At 55.2% G+C, this 26,848-nt stretch carries 23 protein-coding genes; 12 read left to right on the top strand and 11 right to left on the bottom strand.

The features are described from left to right. Positions 1-251 precede the first annotated feature (251 nt). Entirely contained in the window at positions 252-1,148 is an 897-nt protein-coding gene (locus DZC51_RS02605; RefSeq protein WP_157293818.1) for an SDR family oxidoreductase, read from the bottom strand. Between the two features lie 30 nt (positions 1,149-1,178). Next, positions 1,179-1,565 (bottom strand): UPF0158 family protein, encoded by a 387-nt coding sequence (locus DZC51_RS02600; protein ID WP_157293817.1) that lies wholly within the window; start codon positions 1,563-1,565, stop codon positions 1,179-1,181. Between the two features lie 151 nt (positions 1,566-1,716). Between DZC51_RS02600 and DZC51_RS02595 the strand changes: the two genes are divergently transcribed. Both DZC51_RS02595 and DZC51_RS02590 read left to right on the top strand, forming a co-directional pair. Further along, positions 1,717-2,835: an SEC-C domain-containing protein gene (locus DZC51_RS02595; protein ID WP_232524044.1), complete on the top strand. Its 1,119-nt coding sequence runs from the start codon at positions 1,717-1,719 to the stop codon at positions 2,833-2,835. Between the two features lie 149 nt (positions 2,836-2,984). Further along, positions 2,985-3,269: an AbrB/MazE/SpoVT family DNA-binding domain-containing protein gene (locus DZC51_RS02590; RefSeq protein WP_157293815.1), complete on the top strand. Its 285-nt coding sequence runs from the start codon at positions 2,985-2,987 to the stop codon at positions 3,267-3,269. A gap of 75 nt (positions 3,270-3,344) precedes the next feature. Here the strand turns inward: DZC51_RS02590 and DZC51_RS02585 are convergent, their stop codons facing one another. Continuing rightward, on the bottom strand, positions 3,345-4,136 hold the full coding sequence (locus DZC51_RS02585; RefSeq protein ID WP_157293814.1) for a TIGR00266 family protein: 792 nt from the start codon (positions 4,134-4,136) through the stop codon (positions 3,345-3,347). Between the two features lie 59 nt (positions 4,137-4,195). Continuing rightward, positions 4,196-5,074 carry a TetR/AcrR family transcriptional regulator gene (locus tag DZC51_RS02580; RefSeq protein WP_157293813.1) on the bottom strand — a complete coding sequence of 293 codons (879 nt, stop codon included), beginning with the start codon at positions 5,072-5,074 and terminating at the stop codon, positions 4,196-4,198. Positions 5,075-5,288: 214 nt separating this feature from the next. On the opposite strand from DZC51_RS02580, the gene DZC51_RS02575 reads away from it, so the two are divergent. The 4 genes from DZC51_RS02575 to DZC51_RS02560 all read left to right on the top strand — a co-directional run bounded on the left by DZC51_RS02575 (position 5,289) and on the right by DZC51_RS02560 (position 10,898). Beyond that, complete coding sequence (locus tag DZC51_RS02575; RefSeq protein ID WP_465252474.1) at positions 5,289-6,836, top strand: DHA2 family efflux MFS transporter permease subunit; 1,548 nt, start codon at positions 5,289-5,291, stop codon at positions 6,834-6,836. 177 nt (positions 6,837-7,013) lie between these two features. Further along, on the top strand, positions 7,014-8,492 hold the full coding sequence (locus tag DZC51_RS02570) for an aldehyde dehydrogenase family protein (protein WP_157293812.1): 1,479 nt from the start codon (positions 7,014-7,016) through the stop codon (positions 8,490-8,492). 21 nt (positions 8,493-8,513) lie between these two features. Next, positions 8,514-9,680 carry a saccharopine dehydrogenase family protein gene (locus DZC51_RS02565; protein ID WP_157293811.1) on the top strand — a complete coding sequence of 389 codons (1,167 nt, stop codon included), beginning with the start codon at positions 8,514-8,516 and terminating at the stop codon, positions 9,678-9,680. Between the two features lie 24 nt (positions 9,681-9,704). Next, positions 9,705-10,898: an acyl-CoA dehydrogenase family protein gene (locus DZC51_RS02560; RefSeq protein WP_157293810.1), complete on the top strand. Its 1,194-nt coding sequence runs from the start codon at positions 9,705-9,707 to the stop codon at positions 10,896-10,898. A 193-nt stretch (positions 10,899-11,091) separates the two neighbouring features. On the opposite strand, the gene DZC51_RS02555 is transcribed toward DZC51_RS02560, so the two are convergent. After that, positions 11,092-12,405 carry a short-chain fatty acid transporter gene (locus tag DZC51_RS02555; protein ID WP_157293809.1) on the bottom strand — a complete coding sequence of 438 codons (1,314 nt, stop codon included), beginning with the start codon at positions 12,403-12,405 and terminating at the stop codon, positions 11,092-11,094. Between the two features lie 169 nt (positions 12,406-12,574). Between DZC51_RS02555 and DZC51_RS02550 the strand changes: the two genes are divergently transcribed. From DZC51_RS02550 to DZC51_RS02540, 3 genes are all read left to right on the top strand, one after another. Then, entirely contained in the window at positions 12,575-14,710 is a 2,136-nt protein-coding gene (locus DZC51_RS02550; RefSeq protein WP_157293808.1) for a beta-propeller domain-containing protein, read from the top strand. 72 nt (positions 14,711-14,782) lie between these two features. Then, a complete protein-coding gene (locus DZC51_RS02545) occupies positions 14,783-15,544 on the top strand; it encodes a threonine/serine exporter family protein (RefSeq protein WP_157293819.1) in 762 nt (253 codons plus the stop codon). Then, positions 15,541-15,984: a threonine/serine exporter family protein gene (locus tag DZC51_RS02540; protein WP_157293807.1), complete on the top strand. Its 444-nt coding sequence runs from the start codon at positions 15,541-15,543 to the stop codon at positions 15,982-15,984. Before DZC51_RS02545 ends, DZC51_RS02540 begins: the two co-directional genes overlap by 4 nt. 51 nt (positions 15,985-16,035) lie before the next feature. On the opposite strand, the gene DZC51_RS02535 is transcribed toward DZC51_RS02540, so the two are convergent. Then, positions 16,036-17,724, bottom strand: a complete 1,689-nt coding sequence (locus tag DZC51_RS02535) for a putative bifunctional diguanylate cyclase/phosphodiesterase (protein WP_157293806.1) — start codon at positions 17,722-17,724, stop codon at positions 16,036-16,038. 222 nt (positions 17,725-17,946) lie between these two features. Between DZC51_RS02535 and DZC51_RS02530 the strand changes: the two genes are divergently transcribed. Then, complete coding sequence (locus DZC51_RS02530) at positions 17,947-18,873, top strand: DMT family transporter (protein ID WP_157293805.1); 927 nt, start codon at positions 17,947-17,949, stop codon at positions 18,871-18,873. A 53-nt stretch (positions 18,874-18,926) separates the two neighbouring features. Here DZC51_RS02530 and DZC51_RS02525 read toward each other — a convergent pair whose 3' ends face one another. Genes DZC51_RS02525 through DZC51_RS02510 form a run of 4 tightly spaced genes read right to left on the bottom strand, consistent with a single transcriptional unit; the run spans position 18,927 to position 21,574 of the window. Beyond that, entirely contained in the window at positions 18,927-19,598 is a 672-nt protein-coding gene (locus DZC51_RS02525; RefSeq protein ID WP_157293804.1) for a hypothetical protein, read from the bottom strand. Next, complete coding sequence (locus DZC51_RS02520) at positions 19,595-20,326, bottom strand: hypothetical protein (RefSeq protein WP_157293803.1); 732 nt, start codon at positions 20,324-20,326, stop codon at positions 19,595-19,597. Before DZC51_RS02520 ends, DZC51_RS02525 begins: the two co-directional genes overlap by 4 nt. Further along, positions 20,295-21,203 carry an ATP-binding cassette domain-containing protein gene (locus DZC51_RS02515; protein WP_157293802.1) on the bottom strand — a complete coding sequence of 303 codons (909 nt, stop codon included), beginning with the start codon at positions 21,201-21,203 and terminating at the stop codon, positions 20,295-20,297. Before DZC51_RS02515 ends, DZC51_RS02520 begins: the two co-directional genes overlap by 32 nt. Beyond that, the gene (locus DZC51_RS02510; protein ID WP_157293801.1) at positions 21,200-21,574 is read right to left on the bottom strand and encodes a GntR family transcriptional regulator; all 375 of its coding nucleotides are present in this window, start codon (positions 21,572-21,574) and stop codon (positions 21,200-21,202) included. Before DZC51_RS02510 ends, DZC51_RS02515 begins: the two co-directional genes overlap by 4 nt. Positions 21,575-21,749: 175 nt before the next feature. On the opposite strand from DZC51_RS02510, the gene DZC51_RS02505 reads away from it, so the two are divergent. Beyond that, a complete protein-coding gene (locus DZC51_RS02505; protein ID WP_157293800.1) occupies positions 21,750-23,480 on the top strand; it encodes an ABC transporter ATP-binding protein in 1,731 nt (576 codons plus the stop codon). Continuing rightward, complete coding sequence (locus DZC51_RS02500) at positions 23,473-25,296, top strand: ABC transporter ATP-binding protein (protein ID WP_157293799.1); 1,824 nt, start codon at positions 23,473-23,475, stop codon at positions 25,294-25,296. The genes DZC51_RS02505 and DZC51_RS02500 overlap by 8 nt, the downstream gene beginning before the upstream one ends. Positions 25,297-25,649: 353 nt before the next feature. Here DZC51_RS02500 and DZC51_RS02495 read toward each other — a convergent pair whose 3' ends face one another. Beyond that, complete coding sequence (locus DZC51_RS02495) at positions 25,650-26,711, bottom strand: acyltransferase family protein (RefSeq protein WP_157293798.1); 1,062 nt, start codon at positions 26,709-26,711, stop codon at positions 25,650-25,652. Positions 26,712-26,848: the final 137 nt, after the last annotated feature.

The raw sequence follows: 26,848 nt of genomic DNA, 5'->3' as shown, positions 1-26,848 counted from the left end.
TTTTCAGGAATAGAAAAAACTGCAGACCAAGGAGTAGTTCACTCACTTTGTCTACAGTCTGAGGTTGTGCTCCGCGCACAACCTTTTTGCCTTTTTGCAGTTCTGTTTCTGAGCTTCAACGAAAATCCCTGCGAAGATCCGTGCGGCCATCGCAAGAGCCGGCTCATGGAAGTCAAACTTTTCATGGTGATGCGGATAGGCAGGACGTCCGTCCACGACCTTGGCGCCGAAAAAGAACTGTCCCAAACCTGTCAGCTTGTGATGAAGTCGCCGCCATCGATGTGGATCGTCTGTCCGGTCATGTAGCTGCCGTCCTTGGAAGCGAGCAGCACATAGGCCGGTGCGAGTTCCGCGGGCTGGCCGCGGCGCTTCATCGGAGTGGTGGAACCGTGCTCCTCAACCTTGCCCGCATCGAAAGTCGCCGGGATGAGCGGGGTCCAGATCGGTCCCGGGGCCACCGCGTTTACACGGATGCCCTTACCGGCAATATTCTGGGCAAACGAGCGGGTAAACGCCGTGATGGCGCCTTTGGTGGAAGAATAGTCAAGCAGTCCGGGCGAACCGTTGTAGGCGGTGACCGAAGACGTGTTGATGATGCAGTCGCCGTCTTTCAGGTAGGCCATCGACTCACGGGTCAGGTAGAACAGTCCATAGAAGTTGGTTTCAAAGGTTTTCTTCAGCTGATCGGAAGTGATCGCTTCGATGTCCTTCTGCGGATACTGCACACCCGCGTTGTTGACGAGAATGTTCAACCCGCCCAGCTCGTCCGCAACTTGCTTCAGGAGACTGCGGCAGCTGTCTTCGTCACGGATATCGGTCTTGATCTTCATCGCGCGGCCGCCGTATTTTTCAATGTCGCGGACGGTCTGTGCCGCGTCCTCGTCCTCTGCATCGTCCAGATAAGCGATGGCGACATCTGCGCCTTCCTTGGCAAATGCGACTGCCACCGCACGGCCAATGCCGGAGTCGCCGCCCGTGATGAGAGCAACCTTGCCCTCCAGCTTTCCGGATCCTTTGTACTCCGGATCGTCATAGATCGGCTCAGGTTTCATCTCCGATTCAACGCCGGGCTGGCTTTGCTGTGACTGCGGAGTTACCTGCTGATCCGCTTTTTCGTATTCCTTTCCGTTGCTTTGATTGTTTGTCATGCTGATCGCCTCCTTGATAGATCATCGGGTTCAGATTCCGTCCATGTCGAAACGGATGCCGTTTCGGCTGCACCATTCGTTCAAAAGCTTCTGCCGGGACATTTCCCGGTAATTTTTCCAATCATGGAGCAGCTCTTCGTTTTTCAGGATCTCTTCAAATTCTTCGACCGGGCGGCTATAGGCGAAGATTTCGCCAATCTTCTCCTGCAGGCCCGGCCTGTCCTGCAGTGTATGGGTGAATGACACCCTCATCTGATGTTCGGCTGTGTCATCAAAACGGGGAAGCTCGATATAACGCGGCTGGTCATGATCGGCCTCATGCTGGATGACCTGTCCGGTTTCCCGGTCATACCAGGAAGGCTTGTCATCATGGGCCGCCTCATACAGGTCGCGGTATGCGATGCGATTGTGCTCCATCCGCCGATCCCTTCCTTTCCTGACTTCTCTTTTCGTATACCCTGCCACCGCCCTGAAATAAACCGCTGTGGCGCTATGGGTACAAAGAAGGGGGAAAGGGTGGTACAATGGGGAGATGGAATATGCAGATGAACGAAAAGGAATGATAAACATGGTTAGACGCAATGATCCGTGCCCATGCGGCAGCGGAAAGAAATATAAAAAATGCCATGGCCGTACAGATGGCGGTACCCACTTTCTCGCGGAACAGGAGCTGAAGCAGATCATGGCGGACTATATCGGCAGCACACCCGCTCCCGGTCCTGACCGTAACGAATTATCACTGCTTGTGAAGACATGGATGTCCCGGCTTGGTGGCCTGATGAAGGCTGGAGCGATCGAAGGTGCCGCATACGAACATTACGCGTTCAATCTTCACCGCGACTTGTGGCAGCGGCACTTGGAACGCTCTGCACAAGGTGCCCGTGAGGAAGTGAAGCGGGTGCTGGAGTCATGGAACCAGCCATTCGTCATGTTTGCGGAACTGGCCGGAAAAAATGAAGGACACCTGATTCTGAAGGATGTTTTTGGGGAGCACCAGTGGGCAATGAAGGAAAACGACCGGGTTGCCGCTCCTGAAGGAACCCTTCTGTTCGGCATGGTGCTATCGGATCCGCGTGTACGGGAAGATGCCATCCAGCCGGTTTCCACGCTTTATTCGGTTCCTTCCCAAAATGCTGCTGTTGCGGAAAAGATCCGCGAGTTCGCAGCATCTGTTGGAGAAAAAGCAGATGAAGCATTCCTTGAGTCTAACTTGCTTGAAATCTTTGCCATCCTACACACCTCTGCGGAAGACACTGAAGAACTGCAGGAGAACAGAGAGCCAGGCGAGCGGGCAAATGAGTCCGGAATGGCAGCGAGGGAAGCTGCTGCCGCTACAGAGGTTCAGGAAGAAGAGGAACCACTGCAAACCGCTGAAGCCGTAAACACCGATGATTTGACCGACGGCCAGCGCAATGCGATTGCCATGCTGATGGCGGAACTGGAATCCGACGGACTTGATCGCGATGGCAAAGAAAGTCTTGGGAATTCGGTCATCCGCTATTTCCGTGAGGAGAATCCGATCGTCAGGAAGCCAGGCGGCATTGTGGCCGGTCTGTATCTGGCCGCTCAGGAAGCGAATCTTCTTCCTGGCGAGCCATTCACCTCAAAAGAAGTGGCCAAGCGTTTTGGAGTATCCGAAGGCACTGCCCAAAAATACGCCACAGCCTTTTCCGTACGGCTGAAATAATCGATCCGAAAAAACGGACCTGTCGATTTCGACAGGTCCTTCTCTTTGTGTCGCGCATCAAAGAAGATTGCCTTCTGCAGGGAATTGTCATGAATATAACTTGGAATCAGGGTAAGTCTGTTATAATAGGGTCCCCACCGAGGAAGATAATGGATGAAAGGGTGTACGGCAACACGATGGCATCGAAATACATCAAGAGGAAAGTCACGAAGATCGGGAACAGCCACGGGGTGACGCTGCCCTCTAAAGTCATGGAACATCTCGATATCGGACCGGGTGACGAGGTGCGTTTCACTATCAGTAAAGAGGGGCGTATCATGCTTGACAAGCATAGGGAAACATCAGGACCCAATGACGGAAATGACGGTTTTCGGCTCCTTATGGACAATTACGAGGAGTCTTTCCGCATCATGAGGAAACGTCAGGACCCATAATGAGTAATCTGTAACCTAAAAACCGACCTTCCATATAAGAGAAGGCCGGTTTTGTTTTGCTTGGTTGAGAAATGGTTATTTTCCGCCGAGGAGGTCGAACAATCCACCTGCGACACTTCCTTCTCCTTTCGACTCGCCGGGTGTATATGGAGCCGCTGCAAATACGCGGCTCGCCAGACGCGAGAATGGAAGGGACTGGATCCAGACTTTGCCCGGTCCGCGGAGGGTGGCGAAGAACAGCCCTTCTCCGCCGAACAGAGCCGTTTTAACGCCTTTCACTGTCTCTATATTGTAGTCGACTCCCTGTGTCATCGCCACGAGGCAGCCGGTATCCACCCGGAGGACTTCACCCGGCGCAAGTGTTTTTTCATGGATGGTTCCGCCCGCATGGATAAATGCCATGCCGTCACCTTCGAGCTTTTGCATGATGAACCCTTCTCCGCCGAAGAATCCGGCGCCAAGCCGGCGCTGGAATTCCACTCCGACGGAGACGCCTTTGGCAGCTGCCAGAAAGGCATCCTTCTGACAGATGATTTTTCCGCCTTCCTGACTCAGATCGACCGGGATGATCTTGCCGGGATAAGGGGAGGCGAATGAAACATGTTTCTTGCCCGAGCCTGTGTTCGTGAATGTCGTCATGAACAGGCTTTCGCCGGTAAGCAGCCGCTTGCCGGCACCTTTAAGCTTTCCGAACAGCCCGCCGCCTCCGCCCGAACCGTCTCCGAAAATGGTCTCCATGTCAATGCCGTCTTCCATCATCATCAGGCTTCCTGCTTCTGCGATGACTGTCTCGTCAGGATCCAATTCCACTTCAACGAACTGCATGTCATCTCCGTGCAGAACATAATCGATTTCATGATTGTTCATCTCTTCATCCCCGCCTCCGGTTTGATAGTTAAGCATACGGCACGGACTGGCCAATGGTTTCACTTAAAATCAATGGATTTGAGAAGTTGCCAGAGTGCAGACATGACGGTGCGGGCTTCCGGTTCGTTCGGCCGGCCATCAAACAGTTTGCGGAATGGAACGGCAACGGTTTTCAGGAGAGAGGCGCGGGGTTTTTCCTTCTCCAGCTCCGCAGAGAGGAAACCGGCAAATTCACGGCCGTAATCCCGGGTTTCGGCCGGCAATGTGTCTGCAAGCCGCAGCACCTCCTTCGCGACCTGTCCCGATACCGGGATGGGAGGTGAGTCGGCCCTTAGGTCGAACTGCCCGGCCTCCAGCAAGTGCTCCTCATTCCCTGCCATGTCCCGGAGCAGGGCTTCCGTCCGCCTGATGACAAAGCGGATTCGCTTGGACAGTTCCTCGGGGGAAGTGATATCCGGGGCAAACTGCAGGTATTGGCCGAGCATGCCGAATTCCATGAGGGCGGCATCGGCGGCATAAGGGCGGAACTGTTCTCCGTACACTTCTATGAGCCTCCGCTCGAGCCAGGCGAGCTCGGAAAGATGCACCGACTTCATATAGCCCCTGAGCTCCGGATCGCCGGAGTGAAGGATCGCCTCGTATAGGCGGATGAGTTTCTGTTCACGGTTCATCCGGAGGCGGACGAGGATCTGTTCGATCAGGAGTTCCGGACCGTCTGGCCCGTCGGCAGCGAGTTCCTCGCGAATGACGGATGCACTTCCTGTGGATTCTTCGATGATGGATATGAGGCATTCATTTTTGGAGGTAAAGTAGTTATAGAACGTTCCTTTCGAGATTCCGGCTTCATCCAGGATGTTCTGAATGGATGTGTTGGCAAAACCGTTCTCAAGGAACAGCCGTTTGGCGGCATTCAGGACGTGCTGTTTCCGTTCGTTCAAAGCGGTCACCTTTCTGAATATCAGTGTCATTTGTAAACGTTTTTATACTGGTGGTTCAAGTTGTATTATAGTTGATATCATGCGGTTGCTCAATTTATTACGTTTCATTGAGAGTTATAAGTTGAAATGATTAGACTGCCGGTATAAAATAGTTTCCATGCGATTTTTATTCGAAACACGGAATAACCGGTCGCTCTGAACGGAGGAATGACAATTGAATGAGCAACAACTCCACGCCAACCCCCCGTACGCGATGATCGCGGTCCTCTTTTTCGGGGCGTTTGTTGCGTTTCTGAACAATACACTGCTGAACGTGGCACTTCCGGTCATCATGGTGGAATTCCAGGTGAATCCTGCCCAGGTACAGTGGCTGACGACCGGCTATATGCTTGTTAGCGGGATTCTCATTCCGGCGAGTGCGTTCTTTATCCAGCGATTTACAAACCGGAGCCTGTTCCTGACGGCGATGACCCTGTTTACAATCGGGACGCTCACAGCTGCACTGGCCCCAAGCTTCCTCATACTTGTCGCAGCGCGAATGATCCAGGCTGCCGGCTCTGCAATGATGATGCCGCTCCTGATGAATATCATGCTCGTCGCCTTCCCGATCGAAAAGCGCGGCACCGCGATGGGGTATCTGGGACTGGTAATGATCACAGCGCCTGCCATCGGACCGACGTTGTCCGGATGGATTGTCGAGCAATATTCGTGGCGTGTCCTCTTCTGGATGGTCCTCCCGTTTGCTGTGCTGGTCATCCTGGTCGCCTTCTTTAAGCTCCGCAACATCATGGATACCCGCGATGTCCGACTGGATATCCTGTCGCTCATTCTCTCGAGCTTCGGTTTCGGAGGTCTGCTGTATGGATTCAGCATGGCCGGTGACAAGGGATGGATGGACCCTCAGGTTTATCTGACCATCATCGTCGGGGCCGTATCGCTGACGGCGTTTATACGCAGGCAACTGAGCATGCCGGTTCCGATGCTGGAATTCAGGATCTACAAGTTTCCGATGTTCGCGCTTTCGTCCGCCATCGCGGTCGTGCTGGCCATCGCGATGTTTTCCGGAATGCTGCTCACGCCGATCTACGTCCAGAACGTGCGCGGCATCTCGCCGTTCCATTCCGGACTTCTGATGTTGCCGGGAGCTGTCATCATGGGGATCATGTCCCCGATCACCGGCCGTCTGTTTGACAAATACGGTCCGAGACTGCTGGCGATCTCCGGGCTTCTGATTACCACAGTCACCACGTTCATGCTGAGCCGGCTGGAACTCGATTCAGGCTATTTTTACATCATGGCTGTTTACACGATCAGGATGTTCGGGATGTCGATGGTCAACATGCCGATCATGACAAACGGGCTGAACCAGCTGCCGATGCAGATGAACCCCCATGGCACCGCCATGAACAACACGCTCCAGCAGGTCTCGGGGGCAATCGGTTCCGCGTTTCTTATGACAGTCATGAACAAGCGGGCAGAGGCCGAAGCAGCCACGCTTGCCGAAGACGCCATGAAACAGGCGGCAGGGAACATGTCGCCGGCCGAGGTGGCGGCCATGAAGGCACAAGTGGCCCAGGAAGCGCTTCTCCATGGCGTGAATTTCTCCTACTTTGTCTGTGCCGTCATCGTTGTCATCGCGCTTGTCCTGACGTTCTTCGTCAAGCGGGTGGTTCCGCCGAAGGAAAAGAAAGAGGCCATGAAGGCTGCCGGAGGGAACCCGGTCAAGGCCGGAAAGCCGGAACATACTCCCCAGCCCGAATGAATAAGATAAATCCGCAGGCAATTGCCTGCGGGTTTTTTGTTTTTTGGGGGGACAGGCCGGTGAACGATCAGCGGACCGTCAAGAAGAGTTCAAAAATCGGGAAGGAATCCCGCCGGATTTGTCGAAAAGAGACAATGAAAGCGGTTTCAATAAAGAGCGTGGAAAGGGGAGCTGGGCATGAAGCTGAACAATTACATCAACGGTTCTTGGCAGGACGCGGGCGGAGCCGATTACACGGCGGTTGTGAACCCTGCAAATGGGGAGACGCTGTGCGAGGTCAGGCTTTCAGGAATGCAGGATGTGGATGAGGCGGTAAAGGCCGCAAAGCGGGCACAGAAAGAGTGGGCACTCGTCCCCGCGCCAAAACGGGCGGATTATCTATATGAAATCGGGCGGCTGATGAAAGAGAGGAAGGAGCATCTCGCTCAGGTGCTCACAAAAGAAATGGGCAAAGTGATCGAAGAAGGGCGTGGTGAAGTGCAGGAAGGGATCGACATGGCGTTTTACATGGCCGGAGAGGGCCGGCGCCTGTTCGGGGAGACGGTCCCATCCGAACTGAAGGACAAGTTTGCCATGAGCGTACGTGCTCCGATCGGTGTCGTCGGACTGATCACACCCTGGAATTTCCCGGTCGCCATCGCAACATGGAAGTCTTTCCCAGCAATTGTCGCGGGCAACACATTCATCTGGAAGCCGGCAACCGAGACACCGATGATGGCCTATGAAATGGCGAAGATCTTCGACGAGGTCGGACTGCCGCCTGGTGTGGCGAATGTCGTGTTCGGAAGCGGCGGAGAAGTCGGCACAGCCATGATCGAGCATCCGGACATCCGCGTCATCTCGTTTACGGGATCGACGGAGACCGGCCGCCATGTGGCGGAACTCGGCGGCCGTCACCTGAAGAAAGTGTCGCTTGAGATGGGCGGAAAAAACGCAGTCATTGTCATGAATGATGCCGACCTTGATCTTGCCGCGGAAGGCATTTTGTGGAGCGCTTTTGGCACGGCGGGGCAGCGCTGCACGGCATGCAGCCGGGTCATCGTACACAGGGATGTGAAAAAAGAGCTTGAAGAGCGTCTGCTCGAGCAGATGAAAGGTCTTACCATCGGCGACGGGCTCGATGAGTCGGTGAAGGTCGGCCCGGTCATCAATGCTTCCGCTCTCGAAAAGATCCACGGCTATGTGGAAATCGGCAAAAAAGAAGGGGCGAAGCTGCTTGCCGGCGGCAACGTCCTGGAAGGCGACAGCCTGAAAGGCGGCTATTACTATGAGCCGACGCTCTTCACCGACGTGAAGTGGGACAGCCGGATCGCCCAGGAGGAAATCTTCGGGCCCGTCATCTCACTTATTGAGGTGGACAGCCTCGATGAAGCGATTGAAGTGAACAACAGTGTCGCCTATGGGCTGTCGAGTTCGATCTTCACACGGGATGTGAACCAGGCATTCCGTGCACAGCGGGATCTGGATACGGGAATCGTCTATGTGAACGCAGGCACCACCGGGGCGGAAATCCACCTGCCGTTCGGCGGCACGAAAGGGACCGGCAACGGCCACCGCGACTCGGGAGTTGCCGCTTTGGACGTCTTCACCGAATGGAAGAGCATCTACGTGGACTACAGCGGAAAGCTGCAGCGGGCACAGATCGATACGGAATAAACAGCGAAAGGGGAGATCGGCATGAAAGTAGTCGTCCTGGGAGCAGGTCTGATGGGGAAAGAAGCGGCAAGGGACCTCGCAAAAAGTGATAATGTGGAAAAAGTCTGGCTGGCCGACCTGAATGTCCGCCAGGCGGAAGAGTTTGCTTCGGCGCTGTTGTCGGACAAACTGGACATCCTCAGGCTGGATGCGACGGATGACGTCCAGCTCAGGGAAGTCATGTCTCTCGGCGATGTCGTCATTAACGCGCTGTTCTATACATTCAATGAAAAGGTCGCCCGCACTGCCGTCGAGGCCGGTGTACACTGCGTCGATCTCGGAGGCCACATCGGCGGCGCGACCGATGCCGTCCTCGGCCTGTCTGATGCAGCAGAGAAAAAGGGTGTCACGCTCATTCCTGACCTCGGCGTAGCACCGGGCATGATCAACATCCTGTCCGGCTACGGAGCGGGCAAGCTGGATCGGGCAGAGTCGATCCGTCTGTATGTCGGGGGCATTCCGGTAGAACCGGAACCGCCGCTGAATTACAATCTTGTCTTTTCACTTGAAGGCGTCTTCGACCATTACACGGACCCGTCTCTCGTCATCCGCAAAGGCAAAGTCATGGAAGTGCCTTCCTTGAGCGAAATCGAGACGATCCGCTTCGATGGTTACGGTGAGCTTGAGGCGTTCCACACGTCCGGCGGCACATCGACGCTGTCGAAGTCATTCCCCGATCTGGAAACGCTGGAATACAAGACCATCCGATATAAGGGACATGCGGAAAAGTTCCAGCTGCTCGTCGATCTTGGGCTCCTTGACCGCGACTCCGACGTGACGGTCGGCGGGCAGGCGGTGAAAGTCCGTGATGTGATGAGGGAACAGCTGACACCCAAGCTCCGACTGGGCGACAAGAAAGATGCGGTGCTCCTCCGGGTCATCGTGGAAGGGACCAAAGGCGGGGAAAAGGCGTATTACGAGTACGACATGATTACCGAGAAGGATCCGGAGACGAACGTCACCGCAATGGCCCGCGCAACGGCCAATACAATATCCATCGTCGCCCAGATGATCGGCGGCGGGACAATCACAAAGCGCGGCGTCCATCCGCCGGAAACGATTGTGCCGGGTGATGCTTATATCGCTGAAATGAAAAAGCGCGGCGTAAAAATTATCGAGACATCTTCCGAAACGGCGGCGACGGTTTAAGCAGGACGGGAAGGAGTGAGGACGATGGATTTCGGGTTCACGGATGAGCAGGATCTGCTGCGGAAGACCGCCAGGAAGTTCACAGACGATGAAATCATTCCGAACATCGCCAGGTGGGATGCTGAGGGCGGGTTTGATCCGGCTATATGGAAGCGTCTTGCTGAGCTAGGGTTCATGGGTGTCTGCATCCCGGAAAAATACGGCGGCAGCGGGATGGACTACAATGCTCTCGCGATTCTTTGTGAGGAACTGGAGCGTGGGGACACGGCCTTCCGCACCGCTGTGTCCGTCCACACCGGCCTGAATTCGATGTCGCTTTTGCAATGGGGGACAGGGGAGCAGAAGCAGAAATACCTTGTTCCGCAGGCGAAGGGCGAGAAGATCGGTGCATTCGGCCTGACTGAGCCCGGCGCCGGTTCGGACGTCGCGGCGATGGCGTCGACTGCCGTTCGGCAAGGCGACCATTATGTGCTGAACGGGCAGAAGACATGGATCTCGCTATGCGACCAGGCAGACCATTTCCTCGTTTTTGCCTATACCGACAAGGCGAAAAAGCACCACGGCATCAGTGCCTTCATTGTTGAGCGGACGATGCAAGGTTTTTCATCGAAAGCGATCAAAAATAAATACGGCATCCGCGCGGGGAACACGGGTGAACTGTTTCTTGAGAATGTGCGTGTGCCGGCGGAGAACCGGCTCGGTGAAGAGGGAGAAGGCTTCAAGATCGCCATGGCTTCACTCGACAATGGGCGCTTTACCGTCGCGGCGGGTGCCGTGGGACTAATAAAAGCCTGTCTTGAGGCGAGCATGAAGTACTGCCATGAGCGGGAAACGTTCGGCCAGCCGATCGGAAAGCATCAGCTGGTCCAGCAGATGATCGCCAACATGGAAGCGGGCTACCAGATGAGCCGGCTGCTCGTGTACCGCGCAGGAGAGCTGAAAAACCAAGGTGTGCGGAATACGCGCGAGACATCACTTGCCAAGTGGCAGGCATGCGATTTTGCCAATAAAGCGGCAGACGACGCCTTCCAGATCCACGGTGCGTACGGCTATTCGGACGACTACCCGGTCGCCCGTTATCTCCGGAACTCCAAGGCGCCCGTCATCTATGAGGGTACCCGCGAAATCCACACGATCATGCAGGCGGAATACGTTCTCGGTTACCGCCAGGACAAACCGCTTAACAACATGCTGCCGGCGTGGGAACCGGGAGAATGACAGAAAAGCCCCGCCGGGACCGGCGGGGCTTTTCTTTGTGCATGGCAAAGGTGTATACAAATGGAGAAAAGGAATTGAGTGGGCCACGGGTCCTTATACGGAAATGAAGAGTTTGCGTACGACTCCGTGGGGTCAAGGAGTTGACGGAAACATAAATGACGCCTTGCCGGACCGGCCGGCAGGCGTCAAAACATTAGAAGAAATAAAGCCCGATGGAGATGACAATCCCGGACAGGACGAGAACAAACACACAATAGCCCATGATGTCCTTTGCCTTAAGGCCGGCAATGGCAAGTGCAGGGAGTGCCCAGAACGGCTGGATCAGGTTCGTCCATGCATCTCCCCAGGCGATGCTCATGGCCGTCTTGGCATAGTCCGCGCCAAGCGTCTGCGCGGCATCGAGCATGATCGGCGCCTGCACAGCCCATTGTCCGCCGCCAGATGGTACGAAGAAGTTGACGATGCCGGCAGCATAAAACGTGAAGAGATGGAATGTGTGCTCATTCGAGATGGACACAAAGGCATCCGAGATGACGCCGGCAAGGCCGGAATCCGTCATCATACCCATAATTCCCGCGTAGAACGGAAACTGGATAATGATGCCGCCTGCAGTCTTGACCGCATTTGCGACCGCGGCGAGGAACCGGCGCGGTGTTCCGTGAAGGATGATTCCAAGGATCAGGAAGATGAGATTGACGATATTCAGGTTCAGGTCGAATCCGTTGCGGACAAAATGATGGATCAGATAAATGAGTCCGAGCGCGCCGATCAGCATCGACAAGATCGCACTGTCCTCCAACCGGGATGCAGGTGTCTTATCGGACGGCTCTTCAACCTCCAGCGGCTCTTCCAGACTGGCGGGATCAACGGTCACCGTATCTTCTGGTTTCGGCATCATCCAGCGGTTCAGGAGCGGAATGGTGATCAGCAGGACGAGGACGATGAACAGGTTATAAGTCGTGAAAATCGTGTCCGACGTCGGAATGACTCCCATGATCGGTTCAAAAGGGTGGTCAGGTGTAGCAACAGAAAGGGGAATCGACCCGCCAAGGCCCCCGTGCCAAACGACGAAGCCGGCATAGGCACTCGCGACAAGCAGCCGGTAGTCGACATTCGTCACTTTCTTCGCGATTTCCTTTGCGAACAGGGCGCCTATGACGAGGCCGAAGCCCCAGTTGATCCAGCTGGCAATGATCGAGACGACCGATACCAGTATGATGGCGGAACCCGGCGACTTGGCTGTGCCTGCAAGCGTACTGAGGATACGCTTGAACAGTGGACTGTTGGCCAGTACATGGCCCGCGACCAGGACGATCACCATCTGCATGGTGAAGGCAAGCAGTCCCCAAAAACCGTTGCCCCAGTGATCCACCATCTCGATCGGTCCTGTATCTGTCAGGCCGAGTCCGAGCAGAAACACGACCAGCGTCAGGACTGCGACGAAGATGTACGGATCCGGCAGGAAGCGCTCCATCAGCGTGTTTGAGAATCTCGTTAATGTTTTCAATGTTTTTCCCCCTTGTCGAAAGTTGTAGAACATCCCCATTCCAATGTAGACGAAGGTGAATGATATTGCCAGATTATTTTTATAGTATGTGGTACCAACTCAGTCCATGAGAATTGGTTGTAACCCTTTCCGGCAGTCCACAGACTAATCAGAAAAGGGAGGGGTCCAGATGCAGAAAGGAAAGAAGGCGGTGTGGGCAGGACTTGCTGTACTGCTGGTCATCGCCGGAATTGCGGGAATCCGCGCGGCGGACCGGCAGGGGGCGGCTGTACGGGCGGATGCAAGTGTGGTCAGCGGCGAGGCATGGCGCGCATCATTTACTTCAGAACTTGCAAGGGATGCAGCAGAAAGCGGTGCCCTGCAGATCGTGGATGAAGATGGAAATCCTGCAGATGCGGAAATGAAGCTTTCCGGAAGCCGTCTGGAAGTGGGAGGACTGAAACCTGGCCGCTATTTCCTTCATGTTTCCGGAAAAGCATTCAAATCGCAGGGCGGGGAAGAAACCATTCCGTTCACTGTTAGGGATGGCATTTCGCATGTCAGGTCTCTCGAGGAACTTGAGGAACATTTCCGGCTGATCGCCGAGCAACAGCAAAGGGAGATGGAACTCTTTAAAGGGGAGACCGCGGTCGAGGAGTCGGCATCATCGGAGGACAGTGCGGCAGGTCCTGCCGGTGGCGCCGGACATTCCGTAACCAATAATCAGGTGAAAGGGATTGACGAAGGTGACATTGTCAAGACGGACGGGGACTATCTGTATGTAACATCGGAAGGCACTCTGGTGAAAATTTACGATATCAGGAATGAAGGAAAACCTGAACATATCGCAACCGTTGAAGGGGAAGACGGTTTCCAGCCGCTTGAACTGTATCTGTCCGGGGATAACCTGGCTGTGATCGGGCATGTATACCCGGGGACTGCAGGAATAAAGGGCGGTCCGGCGGATATCATGCCGGCTGAAAGCAGCGCAGTCGGAGTCCGGCTCTACGATATCGGAAATCCGGCAGATCCCAGGCTCGTCCGGGAAGCAGGGAATGAAGGATGGCATGTATCATCAAGGTTGAGCGGAAACATCCTCTATCTGATTTCCTCGATGACGCCGATTTACCGGATCATGGAGAAAAGCGGGGATGTCCGGCCGTATCAGTATGACAGTGCCCGCTCGGATGTGGCGCGTCCGATGGATACTGGCTCGATCACAATCCTGCCGGGACCGGCAGGTGATGCCTATACGATCATCTCTGCCATCGACCTTGGGGGCGGAGCGAATACTTCCATCAAGACGGAAGGCTTTGTCGGAAGCGGGGGCGGAGTGTATATGTCACAGGAGAATCTGTATCTTGCTTCTTCGGAATACCAGGCGGAGCTTTTTGCAGAAGATGTATTGCCTGCCCCCGGAACAAATGGCTCATATACGAAAATCTTCAAGTATGCGCTGGACGGTACAGACGTTACATTCTCCGCATCCGGGGAAGTGCCGGGCACGCCACTCAATCAGTTTTCGATGGATGAATACGAGGGGCACTTCCGTATCGCCGTCACCGACGGCGATATGTGGGATGATCAGCGACCATCCGAGTCGGCAGTCTATATACTGGATGCGGAGCTGGAAAAAACCGGTTCGGTGACTGGACTGGCAAAAGGGGAAAGAATCTATTCCGCACGGTTCATGGGGGACCGCGCATATGTGGTGACATTCCGTGAAACCGATCCCCTTTTCGCAATCGACCTGTCGGACCCCGCTGCGCCGGCAGTCATGGGAGAACTCAAGATACCGGGCTTCAGCAACTATCTCCACCCGCTCGGCGACCGGCATCTGATCGGCTTCGGCCAGGAGACGGTGACCGTGAAGGGGGAGGGGCCGGAGCCGCAGGTGCTTACAGCGGGCATGAAAATCTCACTGTTCGATGTGTCCGACATGACCTCGCCGAAAGAGGTCGCGGTGGAAGTGATCGGAGGCAGAGGGACATATTCGGAGTTGCAATATGACCATAAGGCGCTGTTTGAACACAGGGAACTCGGCCTCTACGGATTTCCTGTTGATCTCTATGAAGGCTCTTCTGAGAGTGATGAAGTGCACTTCAGCGGCAGTGGCGCGATGATTTATGAAATTACCCCTGAAGACGGCATCCGCCTGGTGGGCGATCTTGTTTCCGATGAAGGGGTTGCCCAAGGATATCCGGATTACGATAATAGGATCCTCAGAATTATCTATTCGGGCAACACGGTCTACACCGTATCGCCGGGAGAAGTCGCGGCATATACGATTGACGGATTCCGGGAACTCGGCACTTCTGCCAAGTAAGTCTCCCGTTGAGTTTTCCGCCTGTTTCCGCTACGATGAAATTCAATGAATCGGACGGACGGCGGTGAGCGGATGAACGATGCAAGGGAAGAGATGGGGATCGATGCCTGCCTGCTGGCGGGCAGGCTGATGATGGAGGCGGGGGCCGAAACCTATCGTGTTGACGACACGATGACGAGGATGGCCGCTTCGCTGGATATGGACGGCGCAGACTCATTCACCACATCGACCGGAATCATTTTCTCTCCGGGCGGCCAGCGTAGAGTGAAGCTGACCAGTATCCGCAAGCGGGCAACCGACCTAGAGAAAATTGCCCGTGTCAACGCAATTTCCAGGTCACTGTCATCCGGAGACGTGACACTGGAAGAAGCATATGGGGAGCTGAAGGGCGTCGAGCGCGGCAACTTCATGTTCCCGTTCGGGCTCCAGGTGCTTGCAGCAGCCATAGCAAGTGCAAGCTTCTTTGTCCTGTTCGGCGGGGACTGGAAGAACATGCTATTCGCCTTTTTCGCGGGCGGCATCGGCTTTGTCGTATCGGAGAAGTTCCACGAGAGCACCAGAGTGAAGTTCTTTTCTGAATTCACCGGTTCCGCGGTGATCGGACTGCTCTCGCTTGTCGTGGTTCAGACCGGTCTTGGCAGTCAGCTCGACATCATCATCATCGCTTCCGTGATGCCTCTTGTGCCCGGCCTTCTGATCACCAACGCCATACGGGACCTGATGGCCGGCCATTTCATGGCGGGAATCTCCAAAGGGGCGGAAGCTTTTCTTACCGCCTTCGCAATCGGGTCAGGAATTGCATTGATCCTTTCGTTCCAGGGGGTGGGGATGTGACGTATGTGATTCATGGTTTCTTCAGCTTTCTTGCCTCCACGATGTTCGGCATTATCTTCAACTCACCGAGAAACCGGCTGCTGCACTGCGGCTTTGTCGGTGCGGTCGGATGGCTTGGATATCTTGCATCGCGTGACCTGCTTCTGGATGGGGACGCGGTGAAAGCGTCCTTTCTGGGTGCGTTTACCGTTGCGGTGGTCGCCCACCTGTTCTCAAAGTGGTATCGGACTCCGATGATCATCTTTAGCGTAGCCGGAATCATTCCCCTCGTACCGGGCGGGACCGCATACAATACGATGCGCAATGTCATGGAAAAGAATTATGATGCAGCAACTGTCCACGCAATGGAAGTGCTCATGATTTCCGGATCGATTGCAATGGGTCTCGTGTTCGCGGAAGTGATCATCCAGCTGATCTTCAAGAAGCGCAATAAGGCATAAGATGAAGACCGCCCCCGGCTGACAGGCCGGGGGCGGTCTTTAATATGTCTGTCACTGTTGAGACTGAAGGCGTTCGGTCAGCTGACCGGCAGTCATCGGCCGGCCGGTGTAGTAACCCTGGACCGCATCGCAGCCGCTTTCTTCAAGTGCCTTCCAGACTGCTTCGTCCTCTACCCCTTCCGCGACGACGGTCAGGTCGAGGGAATGCCCGAAGCGGACAATTCCATCGACAATCTTGCCGACTTTGCTGTTGGTCGGGAAGGAGGCGATAAACTCCTGGCCGATTTTGATTTTGGAGAGGGGGACGGTCTGCATGTACCTGAACGAGGCCGATCCGGTTCCGAAATCATCAAGGGCGAGTGAAACGCCTTCCTCATGCAGGGCTTTCAGCTGATGCATGATCGCTTCTTCGGCCTCGGCCTCGAAGGCGAAGCGCTCGGTAATCTCCAGCTCAAGCAGGGAGGCCGGGCAGCCGGTCCTCGTCAAAATATCGCGGACTTTCGCAGTCATTTCGCCGTTGCGGAACTCCCGCACAGATGAGTTGCAGCTTACCCGGATGCCAATCTCTTGCTCCTGCCAGGAGACGGCCTGCCTGCAGGCAGCTTCAATCATGACTTCCCCCACTGCACCGATCATGCCGCAATCTTCTGCTACAGGAATGAGCTCCGCGGGGCTGACTGTGCCGAGATCCCGGTCTTCCCATCGGACCAAAGCTTCGGCAGCGATGATTTTTCCGGTCTTCATATCGACTTGAGGCTGGAAAACGGGTTGGATGGCTCCTGACTCGAGGGCCTGGGGCAGCTTCTGTTCGATCCGGAGTTTTCGGGCAACCGCCCGCTGCTCGGACTTGGGAAGGGAAGCGATGTGGTTTCCGCCTTCCATCCGGACACGGTGCCGGGCCATGGAAGATGCGCTCAGCAGATGCTTGAACGATTGCTGATCGTCAGGGTATTTTGCGATGCCGCCGCTGACACGGATTTGGAGGCCGGTAAGCTCCGAACGGATCGGATGCTCGTCCAGAAAGCTGAGGAACCCTTCGGCAAACCAGCTGCCCAGCGGGGTGAGGACGGCGAACTCATTCATGCCGATCCGTGCGAACAGGCTGTTGCGGAAGTAGATTTTCATGCTCCGGACAAATTCCTGGAGAATCCGCTTTTCAGCGTCCTGGTCCCCGGGTTCAATGAGGGTATGGAAATTTTCGATGGAGAGGTAGACAAAGGTGAAATGGCGGTCTTCCGCTATGAGGCGCTCCGCCTCGTCCGACAGTTTATGGCGGTTCATCAGACCGGTATCCGGATCCACGTAGGCAATTTCTTCAAGCTTTCTCTGCAGTTCACGCTCTTCTGTACGGTCAGTTTCAAGCATGAGCGTATAGAGGAGGCTTCCATTTGAAATGACGGGCACTGCGGTCAGCATGACATGATACGGCTTGCCGTCCTTCGTGACCTGGTCAACATCGCCCTGCCATGGCCTGCCCGCCCGGATGCGCCGCCAGATTTTCAGGGAATGCGCCTTGCCGTCCCGTGTCTCCGGAAACATCACGCGGAACGGTTTGCCGAGTACGCGCTTCGGTGTCCAGCCGCTTTTTTCAAGAAATCTGGTGTTGGCTTCCAGAATGAGTCCTTCCGCATCGATCTTATAGATCATAAATTTCTTGTCCAGCCCGGCAAGAAGACTTTCATAGGCTGTTTCATGCTGTAACGTGGCTGCGCTCTTTTCGAGCCCTAGATTGTCCTTCAACGCACTCAGACCTCCTGGAGAAGCAGGTTATATTTATCCTAATATACAGGATACTGCAGGAAGAGGCATCCTTTTTCCGGCATTTTCCTGCAAAAGTAACGGGTATTCGAGGGTGGAATGCGACCTGAGAGGGAAGAGGATAAAAAAAGACGGCCATACAATCGGAAATTGTGTAAGATAGACAAGGCAGAAAACGAAACTTGGCAGAAAGGAGGGGGCCGGATGGCACGGATGAAAGGGATTGGCATGATTATCATCGGTGCAATGCTCTGGGGGGCTACGGGTCCGATGATGGAGTGGCTGCTCGCGGAAAAACCGATAGAGGTCGCGCCATTTATCGTATTGCGCCTGGTGATTGCCGGAGCGGTGCTCCTCCTGGTCCTGCGTTCACAGGGGAAGCGGGTTGGTCTGATCTGGAGGCAGAAGGCATGGGCACGCCAGCTGGTCCTATTCGGGATTGTCGGAATGCTGGGCGTCCAGTTCACATTCCTGAAAACCATTGAAGAAAGCAATGCCGTCATTGCAACGCTTTTGCAGTTTCTAGCGCCGATTTTTGTCATTGGCTTCGTCACGTTTAGCCATAAAAAGTGGCCGCCGGTCTATCAGCTCCTGGGCATCGCGGTGACACTTGCCGGACTTGTGCTGCTTCTGACAAACGGTTCCCTGTCCTCATTAGAAGTATCTTCATCAGCGTTGGCCTGGGGCGTTACACTCGGGTTCACGTTCGCATTTTATACGCTTTATCCTGCACGGCTCATGCATGAGTACGGAGTGATCCAAACCGTCGCCTGGGCGATGGTGATCGGCGGGGCGGCATTGTTCATCACACAGCCGCTTGCCGTATTCCGGATGATTCCGGTGCTGTTCGATCCGACGGCGCTGTTCATGCTGCTCTTGATCATCGTGTTTGCTACGGCGGGATTTATTCTGCTGCTTGGAAGCACACAGTATATCTCGCCGGTTGAGACAAGCGTCCTCTCCAGCTTCGAGCCCCTGACGGCGATGGTCGTGTCTATTTTCTGGTTTGGCCAGTTGCTCGGGCAGTGGCAGTTTGCGGGCACTGCCATCATGCTGATCGGTGTTGTCTGGCTGTCGGTTGCCGGCAGCAAGGCGTCCAAGGTCGAAGCCGAGCCGCCGAAGACGATGTAATTTCCCGGACAAAAATTGACCCTCCCTCTGCGACGGTGCAGGGGGAGGGTTTTTCAGATTTCAATAAGATCGATAGGGCCTTCCGTCTTTACTTCCGTGCCTTCGGGTACCGTAATCAGATAGATCGGCAGCCTATGGTAGCTGGAGTAGCCGTCGTTTTTGGAAAAGGGCGGCAGATCCGGTTCGCTGATCTGATTGATCGTCAATTCAAGAAACGGGGAGCCAAGTGTAAGGATCTGCCCGTCCGGGGAAATGTCCGCCTCGGGGAGGGGAAGGGCTTCCGTTAAGTCATACCCGTTCGCAATCAATTTGGGTCGGAAGATGGTGAGGGCTGCTTCGTCCCCATTGCCGGTCCGAATGACTGCCTGGACGAAGGACATCTCATCAGCCTCTTCCGCTGCACGGATTGTCAGTGTGTCACCCACAATTCCGAATGTTATCCGGGAGAATATTTGGTCCTCGGGCACGGCATCGGGGTTTTCCTCGATGATGACCTTGCTGTATATGTCATCCAGCTCGTTGGCGGCATCTTCACCGACATATGGAAAGCTGTCCGCTGACGGACGGACAAACTGCGCTGCAATCGCCAGAACGGCAAGCAGGCCAATGAGTCCGGCGAACAGCCTGAGTACCGTCCGTCCCTCCGTGACAGGATATCTCCACCGGAACGCCAAAATCAGGAACAGGAGGAGAAGCATCACGGGCAAGACGGCAAGTGCGGTCATGCTCTCACCTCCTGCCGGCTTCCGGCAACAATTGCTGCCAGAAAGAAGAAAGCGGAAAGCAGGAAACATCTCAGGAGAATCATGGATGCCGGTCCATCCCCGGAAAATCGTGCGATGGCGGCAACTAATTCATTTACTGCCGTTACTCTTAGGAAAACGAGGACCAATGCCAATAGGGCAAATGCGGCAATCCGTGAAACGCTGAATAATGTTCCTGCAAAATAGCTGGCCGCCGCAAGCAAAAGACAGTAACCGGTGAGCACTGCAAACAACGAAACATAGTGGCTGGTACTGCCTCCGGCAGGCAGTATGAGCGGATGGTCCGGGATGACAGCAAAAAGGATTGACGTCATATTGGCAAGTGTAGCGACGAGAGACCCTGCAAGTACGAGCGCTGTAAGATAGAGCGCATTTCCGGTATGCCGGGTCGTCCGGCTGCCGGGGAAGGTGAGATCTGTTTTCAGCGAGTCACGGCCGCTCAGGTAAAGAGGTGAGATGATCGCCCAAAGAAGTGTCAGTCCGATGACCGGGTTGGCCGAGTAATCGACCACGTTAATGGTGATCTGCCCGTCACTGGTCCCAAAGCCGCTTCCTCCGAAAAAGGACAGGGTAATGCCGATGACCTGCAGAGCCAGGAGAGACCCGAGAATGCCGGATCGGCCGTACAGATTGCGCAAAAACTGATTTCTGACGGCGTTACCTGCCGTCGGTTGCGTCAGCGTAGACACGGTCGATTCCTCCTTTTTTCCGGGTCATGGCAACATAGGCGTCCCCGAGAGATACGGAAGTGCTTTTAAGCCCAAGTCCTTCATTCATAAATAAAGTGGTTCCCGGCCGGACCATAATGATCGCCTCCGCCATGCCCGGCAGTGTCTCGTGAAGCTCCAGCACCTGCACCTCTGACGCGGCCCGCCGCACTTCGGACTCAGGCCCGCTGATCCGGACAAAACCTTCTTTGAATTCGTCGGCATTGCCGTGGTGAAGAAGGCGGCCGTGGTGAAGGATGACAACTTCCTCGAAAAGCTCTTCCATTCCTTCCAGCTGATGTCCCGAAAGGAGAATCATCCTTGGGTGGGCGATGTATTCTTTCAAAAGCACCTTGAGAAGGTCGCTTCTCACACCTGCATCCATCCCGTTAAGCGGTTCGTCGAACATCGTGAGCGGTGTCCTCGCAGCAATCCCGGCCACCATGTTGAACGTGTTTTTCATTCCTTTGGAAAGCTGGATGTGGAACGCATGGTCCGGAATGCCAAAATGATCAAGCAGGCTCTTTGCGAGCTTTTTATCGAAGGCAGGGTACGCACGCTCCAGTTCGGCAAGGATAGCGCGAAGCCGGAGTGCCGGAGGAAAAGCCATCCCTTCATGGACAAGAATCGTATTGGCTGAGACCAGGAGCGAGTTGAACGGGTTCTCGCCAAGCATGCTTACGTCTCCGGCGGATGGCTTTAAGTGGCCGGCCGCAATCTGCAGTGCGCTGGATTTTCCAGCTCCATTCCGTCCGAGGATGCCGATGATTTTGTCGCCGGCCAGGTTCAGCGTCAGTTCCCTTAGCGCCTCTGTTCTGCCGTATTTTTTGGTCACGTTCCGGAAATCCACTTCCATCATTTGTCTCCCCCCATTTCATCCCTGAGCATGCTGATCAGCTCCACTTCAGAAAGGCCCAGCAGTCGGGCCTCTGTGACGGCATCCCGTATCTTTTCCTGCAGGACCCCGTTGCGGCGGCGTGTAAATATAATCCGCCGGGCATCCGGGGATACGAACATGCCGAGCCCGCGTTTTTTATAAAGAATACCTTGGTCTGCCAACAGTGACAGGCCCTTTGCGGCGGTGGCCGGATTGATTCGGTACTGTTCGGCAAGCTGGTACTGGGAATAAACTTTCTCATTTTCTTCGAAGAAGCCGGTCAGGATGCCGTCTTCGATCCAGTCCGCAATCTGCAGGTAGATTGGGATGCCGCTTTCCGGATTGATCGGCATGAGCTCACCTCCAGGTGTCTAGGTGCATTACTGTTGTAATGCACTATACTATGCAATATTCATGAGGTCAATACCAATCGACTGAAAATTCTACCTCTGCCTATCCGGTCGGGAAGGAATATGGCATAATAGAAACAAGTTGATTCGATACGCGAAGGATATTTGGGGTGAAGCTTTGAAAACAGTATTCTCTTACGCAAAGACGTATAAATGGCCGATTGCCATTGCACTTCTGCTCATGCTGGTGGAACTGGCGGTCGAGCTGATCCAACCGCTTGTCATCGGGAAAATCATTGATGACGGCATCATCCCCGGGGACACCGGAACGGTCTGGATGTGGGGAGCGGTCATGATGGGGCTTGCGTTTGCCGCGTTCCTGTCGGGTGTCACGAACTCGTTTTTTGCAGCACATGCTGCCCACAGTTTCGCGTTTGATCTGCGGGCAGCCATGTTCCGGAAAATCCAGTCGTTCACGATGTCGACGTTCCTGCGCTTCCCTCAGTCCGGTCTCCTGACCCGGATGACCAGCGACATCACGATGACGTCGAACGTTCTTTATATGAGTCTCCGGATCATGCTGCGTGCTCCGCTCGCTGCGGCCGGCAGTCTGATCATGGCGTTCATCGTTAACCCGAAGCTTGCGGTGTTCCTGATGATCGGCGTGCCGTTCCTCGTCATATTCCTCGTCTTCATGGTGAGGAAGGGTGTCTCGATGTTCGGACGTGTGCAGCGACGCCTCGACCGGGTGAACCGTGTCGTGCAAGAGAACCTGCAGGCCGTGCGCCTGGTGAAGGCATATCTGCGAGGGGCTTATGAATCATCCCGTTTCACGAAGGTGGCAGGCGCACTCCGTTCAGATACGGTCACGGCCGTCCGACTGATGGAACTGATCCTGCCGGTGCTTTTGTTCGTCATGAACGTCAGCCTGCTTGCCGTTCTCTGGTTTGGTGCGCAGGAAGTCAGGGGAGGCGGTGCGGAAGTCGGTGAAGTGGTCGCGATCGTCAACTACGCGCTCAGGATGACCGGGTCGTTCTCGATGTTCTCATTCATCATCGTGGCTTATTCGAGGGCCAAGGCTTCAGCCGAGCGGATGGAAGAAGTGCTTCTTGCAGATGGCGGCACCGAAGAGGCGGAGCGGGGAGGCGGCAGGCAGCCTGCGGGAGACCTGCGCTTCGAGAATGTTTCGTTTACGTATGACGGAGCGAACAAGGGAGTCCTTCATGACATCAGTTTCCAAGTGGAGCCCGGTGAGAAACTTGCCATCATGGGTGCGACGGGTTCAGGCAAGTCAACTCTCCTGAACCTGATTCCAAGGTTTTTCGAGCCGACATCCGGCAGAGTGCTGCTGGACGGAAGGGACATTCAGGAATGGCCGCTGAAAGACCTACGGGATGCCATCGGCTATGTGCCGCAGCAGTCGATGCTCTTTACCGGATCCATCCATGAGAATCTGGGCTGGGGCGACTCGGAGGCCGGGCTGGATGAATTGGAAGAGGCCGCACGAAAGGCCCAGATCCATGATTCCGTCGAGCGTTTCCCTGACAAATATGGAACGCGGGTCGGCCAGAAGGGGGTCAACCTGTCGGGCGGACAGAAGCAGCGCCTGTCCATCGCACGTGCTCTCGTTCGCCATCCGTCCATCCTGATTCTGGACGACAGCACGTCAGCACTTGACATCAAAACCGAAAACGCCCTCTGGGAGGCGCTTGAAGGGGAACGAGCGACGATGCTCGTCGTCACGCAGAAAGTCGGGACCGCTGCGGGGGCGGACCGGATCCTCCTGCTGGATGAGGGCCGGGTGTCGGGTTACGGAACACACGAGGAACTGCTGCAGCAGTCCGAGCTGTACCGGCAGATCGTTGAATCGCAGAGTACGCATGCCGGGGAGGTGAACGGGGATGTTTGATTTCATCAGAAAGCCTTTCGGCTATGAGCCGATTCTCTCGAAAGAAGACCTGAAGAAGCCGAAGGAGAAAAAGGGGGAGCGGCCGAACAATTGGAAGGATGTGCTTCTGCGCATATGGCGGCTTGTCGATGAACAGCGCGCTCTTCTCATTGCGGTGCTTGTCCTTGTAGCTCTCAGCTCCGGACTGTCGATCCTCGGTCCGTATCTTGTCGGCCATATTGTCGACGAATACATCGTCGCCGGCCGATTCGGCGGATTCGGCCGGATGGTGATCCTTCTGATTGCGTTCTATGCCGGTCTGTCCGTTGCCATGTACCTGCAAAGCTTTTGGATGATCGGCATTTCCCAGCGCGCGGTGTATAAGATGCGCACAGGCCTGTTCAGTCACTTCCAGCAGCTTCCGGTAAAGTTTTTCGACCGCAGGCAGCACGGAGAACTGATGAGCCGGATGACGAACGATATTGAAAACGTCAGCCAGACATTGAACAACTCGTTTATCCAGGTGTTCTCGAGCGTACTGACGCTTGTGGGTACAGTCGCCGTCATGCTTTCACTGAGTCCTTTGCTTACCATACTCACGATGACGATCATCCCGCTCATGTTTGCCGCGGTCCGCTGGATCACGAAGCGGACAGGGCGGCTGTACAAGGCTCAGCAACGCGCGGTCGGAGAGCTGAACGGCATGATCGAGGAATCGATTTCCGGGCAGCGCATCGTCAAAGCGTTTTCGCAGGAAGACCGGGTGATGGAGGAATTCTCAGAGAAAAGCGAACGTCTCCGCCGGACCGGCTTCTGGGCGCTGACCTATGCCGGATTCATACCGAAAGTGATGAACTTCCTGAACAATGGGGCGTTCGCGGTCGTTGCCGGCATCGGCGGAATCCTAGCGCTGACCGGTGACGGGCTGGTCACGATCGGGACCATCGTCATCTTTACAGAGTATGCCCGCCAGTTCACCCGTCCGCTCAATGATCTGGCCAACCAGTTCAACACCGTCCTTTCCGCCATTGCAGGAGCGGAGCGCGTGTTTGCCATCATGGACGAGGAGCCGGAGCGGGACGATGCGAAAGGTCATGCGGATACGATTCTCCAAGGCGATGTGGAATTCCGGGATGTGGCTTTTGGATATGGCGGGGACGGCTATACCGTCGAAGGGGTGAGTTTCCGGGTGCGCCCGGGCGAGGCAGCTGCCTTTGTCGGTGCAACCGGCGCGGGAAAAACGACCGTCATGCAGTTGCTGGCCCGTTTCTATGACGCGAATGAGGGCCAGATCCTGATCGACGGCATCCCGATCACGGAGCTTCCGAGGAAGACACTCAGAAGCCAGACAGCGTTCGTTCTCCAGGATCCGTTTTTATTCGAGGCAAGCGTCATGGAAAACATCCGCTACGGACGCCTGGATGCGACGGATGAGGAAGTCATTGCAGCAGCGAAGGAAGCCAATGCGCATGACTTCATCATGAAGCTGGAAGACGGTTACGGGACTGTGCTGTCCGCGGACGGTGGAGAAATCAGCCAGGGCCAGAAGCAGCTGCTCTCTATTGCCCGCGCACTCGTCGCGGATCCGGTTCTCCTGTTGCTGGACGAGGCGACGTCCTCGATCGACACAGTCACCGAGATGAAGATCCAAGAAGCGCTAGAACGCCTGATGGTAGGCAGGACCAGCTTCATCATCGCCCACCGCCTGAATACGGTGAGAAAAGCTGACCTCATCTTTGTCATGCAGGACGGGCGCCTTGCCGAATCGGGAAGGCAGCAGGAACTGATCGGCAGCGGAGGCCTCTACGACCAGATGCTGAAAGGTGCTGAATTATAAAAGGTTAGGGGCTGTCGAAAACTCAAGATCTACACATGATATGGCAAACGGCACGGACGCCGGGAGACACCTGCAGGAAAAGCCGGGCTGTCGAGATCCGCTTTACGCGGAGCTCGGCGCCGGCCTGAGGTAAGCGACCAGAGTCCGTGCCGTTTGCTGTATTCACTTTAATACTACCGGAAAAGCCTTTTTCCTGTGCAGCGGGTTCCTGGTCTTTCGTTGTCGATGCCAGGACACTTATGCTTCATGCTTGGTCTTTCGTGGCTCCTCTTTGTACACTCGTGCTGCCTGCCTGGTCTTTCGTAAAGATGCATACGAAAAATCCGGAGAGGCGGACCTCTCCGGATTTTTCATTATCTGACCATCGCGGCAGAGCCGGGTTTCTTTCTCGGGCGGAATCCGCCGAGGAGGATTTTGCCGTAGGGAACGAATTTCTCGAGCGCGACCGATACCACAATCGGAAGAACAAGACCGATGGCGGTAAATCCGATCAGGCCGTAGTTGAAGAAGTCGTTCAGTACGATATCCGCGAAAATGTGAAGATACATAATCGAAATCGAATGCTTTTCGACGAACTGCAGCCATTTTAGAGGTATTCTCTTGGCGGCACGCTGGAACAGTCCGATCACAACAATCGTGCAGGAGATCGGAATGATCAGGTCCAGGAAGAAGTGGTCATACCGCAGAAACTTCATACTGAGGTGATAGTCGAACAGGCCGGTTGCGTCGAAGGCGAGACAGGCGGCAACCGTTGCGGCGGCCGTGCCGAGCCACTTGCCGCTGATCTCCATCCAGAACGTCTTAAAATAGTAGCCGATTGCAAAATACACCAGTGCCATCAGCGCGACATCGACGTTCCAGGGAAGCGGGATCTGCTGGGCGGATTCGACGACTCCGCCGTCCAGCACCCGCTGTGCGAACAGGCTCTCGGTGTGTGCAACCACGTAAGACAGGGCGACAAGGCCGATCTGGACTTTACGGCTAAAGTACTTTGTCATGAATGTGAACAGCATGAACACTGCAAACAGGGCTGTCACAAACCAGAATACGCCATAGGCGCCACGGACAAACCGGCCGCCGACGACGAGCGTCCACAGGTCATTCAGATACCATTGCAGGTCGGTATTGCCGTATCCCAGTTCCATTCCGTAGCGCATCGCGGTAATCAGGACAAGGAAGAACAGGTACGGGACGATCAGCTGCATGAACCGCTTTTTGATGGACTGGCCGGCTTCCGCACGGGTTTTCACTTCCTTGAAGAACAGTCCGCTCAGCAGGAAAAAGGCCGGCATATGGAACCAGTAAATGTATTTGGATAGTGGAAAGTCTAGTTCTCCGGGATAATGGCCAATCACGACAAGAATCATGAGAAATCCTTTCGTGACGTCGACCCAGGTCAGTCTTTGCTTTGCCATGGTGAGGACCTCCGTCAGTTCATCAGTCTTGGATTCTATCTCCGGAATTAGTTCCCCCTTTTCGGCATTTCTTAAACCTCCGGGGGGGTACGGGCATCTTACACCCTGAAGCCCCTCTTTGAAAAGGTACAAAAAAT

Origin of the sequence: Bhargavaea sp. CC-171006 (genome assembly GCF_009761675.1) — a bacterium.
GTDB classification, from domain to species: domain Bacteria; phylum Bacillota; class Bacilli; order Bacillales_A; family Planococcaceae; genus Bhargavaea; species Bhargavaea changchunensis.
This window is presented reverse-complemented; position numbering and strand designations above follow the sequence as displayed.